The sequence below is a fragment of the Sulfuricurvum sp. genome (assembly GCF_023250475.1).
Lineage (GTDB): Bacteria > Campylobacterota > Campylobacteria > Campylobacterales > Sulfurimonadaceae > Sulfuricurvum.
Genome location: NZ_JAHFAQ010000081.1, coordinates 1 through 10320, shown reverse-complemented (window position 1 = coordinate 10320; position 10320 = coordinate 1). Strand labels below are relative to the sequence as shown.

General features: G+C 46.5%; 9 protein-coding genes. All 9 read right to left on the bottom strand.

Annotated features, from left to right (window positions below; all coding sequences use genetic code 11):
- Positions 1 to 2056 (bottom strand): NADH-quinone oxidoreductase subunit G (locus tag Q0C19_RS08400; protein WP_295055058.1); only part of this gene is annotated, 2056 nt, incomplete at its 3' end.
- On the bottom strand, positions 2053 to 4308 hold the full coding sequence (locus Q0C19_RS08395) for a 2Fe-2S iron-sulfur cluster-binding protein (RefSeq protein ID WP_295055056.1): 2256 nt from the start codon (positions 4306 to 4308) through the stop codon (positions 2053 to 2055). The genes Q0C19_RS08395 and Q0C19_RS08400, both read right to left, overlap by 4 nt.
- A gap of 10 nt (positions 4309 to 4318) precedes the next feature.
- Positions 4319 to 6355 carry an FAD-dependent oxidoreductase gene (locus Q0C19_RS08390; RefSeq protein ID WP_295055054.1) on the bottom strand — a complete coding sequence of 679 codons (2037 nt, stop codon included), beginning with the start codon at positions 6353 to 6355 and terminating at the stop codon, positions 4319 to 4321.
- A gap of 9 nt (positions 6356 to 6364) precedes the next feature.
- Complete coding sequence (locus Q0C19_RS08385) at positions 6365 to 6589, bottom strand: NADH-ubiquinone oxidoreductase subunit E family protein (protein WP_295055052.1); 225 nt, start codon at positions 6587 to 6589, stop codon at positions 6365 to 6367.
- A 12-nt stretch (positions 6590 to 6601) separates the two neighbouring features.
- Entirely contained in the window at positions 6602 to 7828 is a 1227-nt protein-coding gene (gene nuoD, locus Q0C19_RS08380) for an NADH dehydrogenase (quinone) subunit D (RefSeq protein ID WP_295055051.1), read from the bottom strand.
- 9 nt (positions 7829 to 7837) lie between these two features.
- The gene (locus Q0C19_RS08375; protein ID WP_295055048.1) at positions 7838 to 8644 is read right to left on the bottom strand and encodes an NADH-quinone oxidoreductase subunit C; all 807 of its coding nucleotides are present in this window, start codon (positions 8642 to 8644) and stop codon (positions 7838 to 7840) included.
- Positions 8644 to 9153 (bottom strand): NADH-quinone oxidoreductase subunit B family protein, encoded by a 510-nt coding sequence (locus tag Q0C19_RS08370; RefSeq protein WP_015652669.1) that lies wholly within the window; start codon positions 9151 to 9153, stop codon positions 8644 to 8646. Before Q0C19_RS08370 ends, Q0C19_RS08375 begins: the two co-directional genes overlap by 1 nt.
- A complete protein-coding gene (locus Q0C19_RS08365; RefSeq protein ID WP_295055046.1) occupies positions 9135 to 9524 on the bottom strand; it encodes an NAD(P)H-quinone oxidoreductase subunit 3 in 390 nt (129 codons plus the stop codon). Before Q0C19_RS08365 ends, Q0C19_RS08370 begins: the two co-directional genes overlap by 19 nt.
- Before the next feature lie 315 nt (positions 9525 to 9839).
- Positions 9840 to 10320 (bottom strand): CZB domain-containing protein (locus Q0C19_RS08360; RefSeq protein ID WP_295055045.1); only part of this gene is annotated, 481 nt, incomplete at its 5' end.

The window sequence follows — 10320 nt, the reverse complement described above, 5'->3', positions numbered from 1 at the left end:
AGAGTGCTTTGAAGCCATTTTTTACTGGAAGCTGTGCCGTGTAATCAACGGTAAACTTGGAATTTAATCCTAATCCTTTGGCAAGGTCGTTCAATACATACCCCTCATAGCCAAGTGCCGCATTGGTCGGATTGACCCGTTTGTCTATGCTGGTCAACGTCCCTTCCTGCTGATTAAGAGCCGGTATATCCAAATCGCCGTTCCCTAATGCGCTAAGGGTGAAATCACCGCGTGTGTTATAGCCGATGGTATAACTTCCGTGTGCTGAATCCAGATCACAGATCAACGCTACACCCAATGTGTTTGCAAGGTTCGGGATCATCGTAACGCTGAATGGGGTATATTTTTCGATCAATGCGACAAGGCGGGCGCAGTTTGCCGCGTTCGGATGGGTATAAAGATCCGGTCCGACCATAAGTGCGAATTTCTCTTTTTTCGCCAAATATTTTTCTAAAGTTTCAGCGAATTTTTCCGGAGCATTCAAAAGGGCAAAAAGGGCATTGTCATCGACTTCGACCTCTTTGGAAACTTTTTTCTTGATCGTTTTGGTGACCTCTTCGCTCACCTCTTCTTCAACACCCGTCTCTTCGTTGAGCACTTTTTTGGTCACCGTTTCGGTCACTTTTTCATCAACACTCTCTTCGATTGTTACCGTTTTGATCGAATGGAATGTTGCCAAGTATTCCGTAACCGTTGATGGCATGGCTGCTTTGTCTCCAAATAAATCGAGCATCAAATAAAGGGCCGCCTCCTCCATCATCGGTGCATGATTGAACTGCGTCACGTTTTTGGACATATCCGCGATAACCGGATCGCTGATCGGATGGAAATACAATCCCGCCCCTTTGTTCATCGACAATGCATTGTTCATCGCAAAACGGGCATTCGGATTATCGGTTTTAAGTGCACTCCCGATAGAGACGACAAAATCGGCTTCATGAACGTGTTTCAAATCACCGCCGTAAAGCGATTTTCCGCTCACTTCGCTATAACTGTTCAAAAAGTTTTTCAATGCTAACGCTTCGTTATTCACTAAACGGTAACCGTATTTCTCTTTGAGACGTTGAAGAATCAAGGCCTCTTCATTCGTGATCGTCGAGGTAAAGGCTATCGTATCGGCTTTTTTGAACGCTTCGATCGCTTTATCAAATGCGGCTTTATCTTTGCTCACACCGCGATTTTCAAAATCATATCCGTAGCGTCCCGCACCGCAGAGAGATACATAGTTCCATTCGTTCTTGACCCGATAGATTTTAGCCTCAGGATCAGTGATACTGGTGTGCTTGATATCGTAGCTGAGTTGACATCCCGCCGAGCAGTGTGCACACGTGGCAGGGATTTGTTTGTGCTCCCATGCATTTGAGGTGTACTGGTAATCACTGCTCACCAATGCACCGACCGGACATACCGACGTACATTCACCGCAGTTGGTACAATCGAGTGTATCACCGCCGTTTGGAGCAATCAACGATTTGTTGAGTTTGTTCCACATCGCATAGGCATCTTTAGGCATCATGGCTTTGTATTCGCCGTGTATCGCATCACTGCCGCGAGCAACCGTAGAGAGCGCCGCATCGCCGATCATATCTTTACACACGGTAATACAACGCTCGCACATAATACACAATGCCGGATCGTAGTGGATGAGTCCCCAGTTTTGCGCAGGTTTGTGGGTATCTTTGATTGAATAATTTTGCGAATCTACGCCGACTTCCAATGTGTAATTCTGAAGTTCGCATTCACCCGACTGGTCACATACGCCGCATTCCAACGGATGGTTCACATCGTAAACCTCCATTATGGCTCTGCGTTCTTCCAAAATATTCGGAGTGGTGGTCGTAATATCCATCCCCTCTTTGGCTTTTGCATTACATGCATAGACTTGTTTTCCATCGGCTTCGACCAGACAGATACGACATGCCAGTGTCGGCGAACATCGTGTCAAATAGCAGATCGCCGGAATAAAAATTCCGTTTGCCCGCGCCGCATTGAGGATGTATTCACCCTCTTGCGTCTGGACAGTGCGGCCGTCTATGGTAATCGTGATATCATTCATGATTCGCTCCCCATCCTCATAATTTTCACCTTTTCAAAACGGTATTGTTCATTCAATCCGCCGAATCCGACATCGTATGCCGGAACCAAAGCGATTGTCCCTTTTAAGGCTGAATCAATTTTAAAAATCCGCTCTTGTGTGCCTTGAGGAAATTCAAGACGAATTTTATCACCATCACCGATTTTTGCAGCAGCGGCAAATTGTGCCGAACCGCGCAATATTGCCTCTTTTTCAAGCTGTTCTGTATGTGCCGTGTATCCGTTGAACTGATTGACCGGATTACAGCGGTATACAACCGTACCGTTAAACTCCGGCAGGTCATCAATCTCTTCAACCTTTCCATTCGCTTCTACATCGCAGTTTTCGAGGACATATCCTCGGTTGTCTTCACCCAACGCACCGTAAAAATTCCCCAAGTCATCAAATGATGATCCGTTGAATCCTTTTGCGCGTGGAAGCTGTGCCGTATAATCAACCGTGTTTTGAGCCGTTAGTCCAAAAGCATTCGCAATGTCATTAAGGGTATAGCCCTCGTAAGCTATCGCAACATTCGTCGGCAATACCTGATGGTTGATCGTGACGAATGTCCCTTCCTGCGAATTAAGCGCCGGAAGCTTCAACATTACCTCGCCCATCGATCCCATCACATAGTTTCCAGCCGCGTTGTAACCGACAACACTTCCGCTCTCGTTATCAACATCCAAATCACAAATCAATGAGACGCCGATTGTATTGATACTCGGAGCAATGACGACGACGGAAAACTCGGTGTAGGTTTCTACCATTGCACACAAACGTGCGATGTTATCTGCACGTTTATGGGTTAAGACGTCACTTCCGATAACCAATGTTTTACGTTTGGCTCGCGCGAATGTTTTGGCGATTCGTGCATACTCTTCATCACCGACATTGCTCTCGGCGCACAAATATCCCTCATCAAGTTCTTCAAAAAAGTTACGGTTTTCATCGGATACATCGGAACTTTCAAGAAGTGTCTTTGCCAACATTGCAATCACTCCCTCTTCGGTTCCCACTTCGTATTTCACAAACTGAGTCACAACATTTTGAAGAAGCTCATCTTCCAACGGATGCATGTAAACAACTTTCGCACCTCTATGGCGTGCCGCAGTTGTTATCGCGTAACGAACCATCGGATTATCACTGGAAATACGCCCGCCCAATACAATAATGCCGTCACTTTGAGTAATCGCATCGAGACTTCCGCCAAAGCCCGTTTTTCCGCTGATAGAGCTGTATGAAGCCATAAAATTCTGATACGCGCGCGCCTCTTCGTTATAGAGTTTCAGACCCGACTTCTCTTTGAGACGTTGAAGAATCATCGCCTCTTCGTTCGTAATCAACGAGCTAAAACGTATTGCATCCGCATTTTTGATTGCGTTAACCGCTTTTGCAAATTCCGCTTCGTCTTTGGTTCCCTCAACCGCAAAATCAAATCCGAATCGCCCCGCACCGCAGAGCGTCGTATGTTCAAAATCATTTGTGACACGGTAGATTTTCTCTTTTGCGCCAACTGAATTTGAAGTGTGTCGCACTTCATACATGAGTGAGCACCCCGACGAACAGTGGACGCACGTTGCGGGAATTTGACTGAGTTCCCATGCGTTGGCACTGTATTGAAAGTTAGAACTCACCAATGCACCGACCGGACACACCGCGATGCATTCGCCGCAGAATGTACAGTCGAGTTTATCGCTGTTTTTCGGAATGACGGACGATTTGTATCCGCCGAATTGCAATTCGATTGCATCATCCCCGATAATCTCATTACAAACATGGACACATTTTTCGCATAAAATACACAATGAGGGATCATAATTGATCAATCCCCAATGTTCAATTTTCCGGTTCTGATCGCGAGCCGTGAAATGTTGTGCCGTAACCCCGAATTCCAACGTTTTATTCTGAAGGTCACACGCCCCGGATTTGTCACATACACCGCATTCCAATGGATGATTGACATCGTAAAGACGCATAATATTGGTTCTCTCCACTTTGAGACGATCCGAATCAATGCTCACGGAAAGTCCTTCCGTCGGAGGGGTTTGGCAGCTGAGAATCAACCCGTCAGTTTGGTCTGTTTCTACCACACATAAACGACATGAAGCACACGGAGTCGTTTTCTCCAAATAACACATCGTTGGGATATAAAACCCCGCTTTACGTGCTGCTTGAAGGATTGTCTCCCCTTTGTTTGCCATGACGGGCTGGCCGTTAATCGTAAAATTGATCATCCATCCCTCCTTAATGTGCTACCATCGCGATGTAATAACAACGCATACAGCGTTCTGCTTCCGCGAGTGCCTCTTCTTGGGTAAAGCCGTATTTAACTTCACGGTTATTGTCTTTACGTTCATCCGGAGTAAGCACTTCGCTATGCTGACGCGGCAAGCCCGGCAGCCATCCTCGGATTTTCTCTTTTTTGTCATAAACTCTGAGTTTACGCAAGTGATCTTCCATAATCTCATCGTTATTCAAAGTGACCTCACCGTTCATAACATAGCGAGAGATAACCGATGCCGCACGTTTTGCCTGACCGACGGCATTTACGATGGTCATCGGACCGTATTCGCAGTCCCCCGCCGCAAAAATCCCCTTGCGCGAGGTCATGTAATCTTTCCCGTTTGTTTTGATCGTTGCCCATGAGGTACGCTCGATCTCCCACTCTTCGGGAATAAGCTTCAAATCGGCACTTTGTGAAACGGCAGGGATAAGATAATCGCACTCCATCTCAAAACTTGCCCCTTCAACTTTTTCCAATGTCGGACGCCCGCCGTTCGGATCGGGAACCAGTTCAAAACGGTCTACGATCAATGATTTAAGAACGTCATTTTCATCTTTCATTGCTGCAACGGCAGAGTGGAAGATAAATTCAACACCCTCTTCGACCGCTTCGTGATACTCTTCGTACGTCGTGTTTTTAATGATCGTCGCTTCATCTCGACGATAGAGCATAACCACTTTTTTAGCGTTTGCACGGATCGCACAGCGGACAACGTCCATCGAGGTGAATCCCCCTCCGACACAGACGAGCATTTTACCGGTTAAATCGACGAAATCTGCCGGCAGCATATGACGTTTTTGATCGGCTTCGGGAACCATAATATCGTATTTGACTTGGAGATTGACCTTATCCAAAAAGTCGATCGCTCCCCAATATCCCTGAATTTCAGGACGCTCATTGTCACAATAGACTTTTTTTGAAATACGGGTTCCGGTAGCAACCAAAGTCGCATCATATTCGTTCTCGAACTGACGCATCATATCGGCGGTCACTTTGGTATTCGTGATGAAATTCACCCCTAGATCGCGTACCGCTTCGATATCCTGATTGTACTTGTCAATCGGCATACGGTATTCCGGTACTCCGACCGCTACCTCTCCGCCGAGCACCGGAAGCTCTTCGTATACATCAACATCGATTCCGTCCAATGCAAGATAATATGCACCTGTAAGCCCCGCAGGACCCGCTCCGATAACCGCCACTTTTTTGCCGATCGAAGCTTTTTTCTCGCTCGGATGGAAAAAACCGAATCCGTGATCGGTCTCATAGTCCGCACCCAGACGTTTAAGTTCCATGATCGAAATCGGCTCGTCCAAGTTGGTGCGGCGACACTCCGTCTCACACGGATGAGGACAGACACGTCCGCACGTATGTGCCAACGGCATGGTTTGACGGGTTGCCATCAGAGAATCATCAAAGCGCAAATCGCGTACACCCTCGATATACGCCGGAATATCGACATGCGCCGGACACGCATCCATACACGGCGCGGTAATTTTCGCGATATAGCTGGTATCTTCCAAATGATAATGCTTGGAAGGTTTTTGGTTCTCGATACATGCCATGAATTCTGATTCAAAGTGAGTCATAAGATCAAGCAATGGAGTAGGAACGGTTTTACCAATCTCACATTTAGAGGTCTCCTGCATCGTTTTAGAGACCTCGCGCAGGTGCTCCATATCAGAAACGGCACCTTCACCGCGAGCGATTTTATCGAGCAAATCGTACAAAATACGTCCGCCCCATCGTCCCGGTGCACAGCGTCCGCACGCTTCGGAATAGACCTGATACTGCGCCGCATATTCTGTTGCCAGACGAACCACGTCTACATCAGGATTAAAAAGCGCCACTCCGTCCCAACCGATAAACGCTTTGGAATGGGCGTGTTCATTGTATTCCAACGGAAGGTTATAAGCAGAATTTTCCCAAGCATCGTCAGCTTTGCCGATGTTGTTGATCTGCTCACCCCGCCACGTGGAGAAATAGACTTTACTCACTACGTTTCCTTATTTCTTGACCACAATGGTCCAGTCAGCTTCGTTGAATTTCAACGAGTTCATGAGTTCGCACCCAAGCTCTTTAACCAAATCAGCCGATTGTTGTACGGGGGTAAAATCACCGATCTCAAACAAAAAAATCAATACTTCACCGCTCACCGCTTCTTCTTTGATAATAGCGGACATGCGGCCTGCAAAATTCTCTTTTAAATGACGTAAATCATAACGTTTCACTGCATGCTCCTTTTAGCGGTCTACTTCACCGAAGACGATATTGGTCGTCCCGATGATCGATACAACGTCCGGAATGTAGTGACCCGGCAGTAAGTCGCTCAAAATTCCGGTGTGCCAGAACGACGGCGCACGGAGTTTTAAACGGTACGGATAAGCTCCCCCTTGGCTATTGATGTAATAGCCAAGCTCTCCCTTAGGTGATTCGGTCGCAACATACACTTCACCGACCGGAGGACGCATTCCTTGGGTTACGAGAACAAAGTGCTGCATCAACGAATAGTTCTGGGTCATGATGTCGATTTTCGGTGCCGAGATATATTGCGGCGCATGCGCCATCAATTCCGGCCCTGTCCCCTCATACATATCAAGGACTTGATAGAGGATTTTTGCCGATTCGCGCATTTCTGCCATATAGAGTTTGTATCGGGCATAGTTGTCCCCTTTGTCGGAGACGGGAACATTGAAATCCACTTCATCGTACAGCTCATACGGCTCTTCTTTACGGATATCCCACTCAACACCTGACGCACGGAGCATTACTCCGGAACATCCCCAACTCTGAGCCATCTCTTTAGAAATAACCCCGACATTCTCCATACGCATCAACCAGATACGGTTGGTATCGAGGAGGTCTTCATAATCTTTGATATTCTCCGGCAATTTATCGAGGAATTTACGCAAATCTGCAATAAAGTTATCCGGCAAATCAAGGGGCACGCCGCCGATACGGACTGCTGCATGGGTCAAACGGGCACCGCAGTAATCTTCGATCAAGTCCATCAAATATTCACGTTCGCGGAATGCGAACAAAAATACCGTCATCGCACCGATATCGAGCGCCGTTGTCGCCAACCAGAAAAGGTGTGACATCAAACGATTCGTCTCAAGCAACATCATACGGATCACTTTTGCACGACGAGGGACTTCGAGACCGATGAGTTTTTCAACCGCCAATGCAAATCCGTAGTTGTTAGAGCTTGAAGCAATATAGTCCATACGGTCGGTCGTCGGCATGAACTCATTGTAGATCATATTCTCCGCCATTTTTTCCATACCGCGGTGAAGGTATCCGATATCCGGATAAGCTTTCGTAATTTGCTCTTGTTGCAAATGTAGCATTAAACGCAATTGTCCGTGTGCCGAGGGGTGCTGGGGACCGAAGTTCAAAATCAGTTCATTATCGGCACGATCAAACGTAATATTTTCGAAAAAAGGTCTAAGTCTATTGGCTTGTTGCATATGTGATCCTTAACGGTCGCGATCAGAGATCACTACACTCTTCTCTGCGTCAAATTTTTCGATCATAAAGACACCTTCATTCTCTTGGTAACACAATGGCGTATCCGGTTCACCTTGACTGATATCAGCGCCGCGTGGTACTTCGTGTCCCAAACGGGCAAAACGTTCGGTGTCGTATCGATCAACCCGCGCGCTGTCACGGATTTCAGGGCCTATAATTTCACGTGCCTCTTTGCCGAAAAGTTTATCGACTTCGTACCATTGGGCAAACTCATCCCCCTGAAGAGGGTAGGTTTTGCGAAGAGGGAACCCTTCCCAATCGTCCGGCATCAAGATACGCTTCATAAACGGGTGATTGTTCACGACCACACCGAACATATCGTACATTTCGCGCTCGGACCAGTCGGCGGAACGGAAAAGTTTCTCGACACTTTGGATCGATTCTTTCTCAGATATCTTGCACTTGACACGGACACGTTTACGTTTGGACATACTGAGCATTTGATAAAAAATCTCAAATTTCCCCTCTTGCGCCAACCAATCAATTGCACTGAGTTCAGAGAGCTGATTGTAGGCAAGCTCATTTTTCATCAGTTCAATAACACCAAAATTATCCGCCGCATTGATAACAATTACCATTTGACCCACTTGGATATAAGCATCCAATACGTCAAATTTTGCCTTGATTGCCTCAAAATCTGCTGCAAATACGGCATCTTCACTCACATCGCTTTTGGCTACCTGAGGGGCAACCCAGTAACGGTCGGTGTAGTAGGGTTTTTTCTGTACGTCGTCTTTAGGGGTGTAAGCTCTCATTACATCAACCTTTTTGGTTTTTGAGCGCGGGATGCGCTCTCACGTCGAATTTTTTGTTGTAGCAACAACACCGCATATTGCAATGTCTCAGGGCGCGGAGCACATCCCGGAAGATACAGATCGACCGGAATAACGCGGTCTACCCCTTGAACCGTTGCATAGGTATTGAACATACCCCCCGTATTGGCACATGATCCCATAGAGATAACCCATTTAGGTTCCGTCATCTGGTCGTACAAACGGCGAATAAACTCGGCATGTTTTTTTGTTAACGTTCCCGCGACAACCATAAGTTCAGCCTGACGAGGAGAGGCACGGAAAATCGTACCGAAACGGTCAAAGTCGTATCGTGATGCTCCGGAAGCCATCATTTCGATACCGCAGCACGCCAAGCCGTACGTCAATGCCCAAATAGAGTTCGATCGACCCCAGTTGACCACTTTGTCGATTGTCGTCAATGCGACGGGAAGTCCGCCGTCTTTTAGATAATTTACTTGATGTTGTGCCATTCGAGAGCCCCTTTCTTCCACGCGTAAACGAAACCGATTGCCAGCAATAAGATGAACATCATCATCTCAACGAATCCGAACCAGCCTAAGAGTTTAAAATCGATTGCCCACGGAAACATGAAAACAATCTCGACATCAAACAGCAAAAACAACAATGCAAACAGATAAAACTGCGTCGAGATGCGGTTTGGCTGCTTTGTCACTTCCGGTCCGCATTCGTAAACCGTCAATTTCAATTTTTCAGTATCTTTGGCCGCAAGCGCGCGGCTGGCTAAACGTGCAATAACAGTTGTGGCGTAAAATGCACCAAACGTCAACACGAACAGTACAAATACCCCAAAATAAGGATTTGCTACGTGGTAATGCTCCATAGTTCCGACCTTTATTGTGGTTGATGGCATATCCCGTTACGGAGTAATCTTCCGTCACGATATACGGTTTTTATAAAAACAGTTGTTGCACTATAACAAAAAGAGAATTAAACAAACCCTTATCACTCCGATATTTAGAGTGGTCTGTCACGATTGGAAACATCTAACTATTGGGTTTTGGAGATAAATGTTAAATTTCGTAACATTCAAGGGGGATTATTCCCGTTTCGTATCGAAACGGAACAATTTAATGGGGAAGATACAAGGGTTTATACCCCCCTTACGGAACTCTCAGTGCTACTTATCGAAGCAATCCTAGTGTTTTTCTTGAAGCATGCGGTCTAGAGTAGAGAATACGCCGTCACTGGCATGCTCCATCTCTTCAAAAACTTTCACAAAATGGTCCGAACCGACACCTTCGGTTTTAAGCATATCAAAAATTTTGTGGGTCGAGTTATGCACAATCGAATGCGGCGTTTCAAGCGCAGGGTAGCTCGCAGTTTTCTTGAAGAAATCGGCCCCTTCCCCTTCGTAATACCATTTGCCCAAACGGCAATTATGATGGTCAACGAAAGCAAACTGCTCTTTATGGGTAATGGCGGAGAGATAGGTATTGACTTTCCAAATAATATGATCCAATTTTGCCAAGCTCATAAATATCCGCTCAGCGGTGTGTTCCGTACTGGCAAATGTTTCCCGCATCATCTGTGCGTTATGATCCATATTGGCATTAAAACTTCCGATCGATTCGTTGGACTCTGCAATATTCTCCTGAACATGTTCGAACTTATCCCCG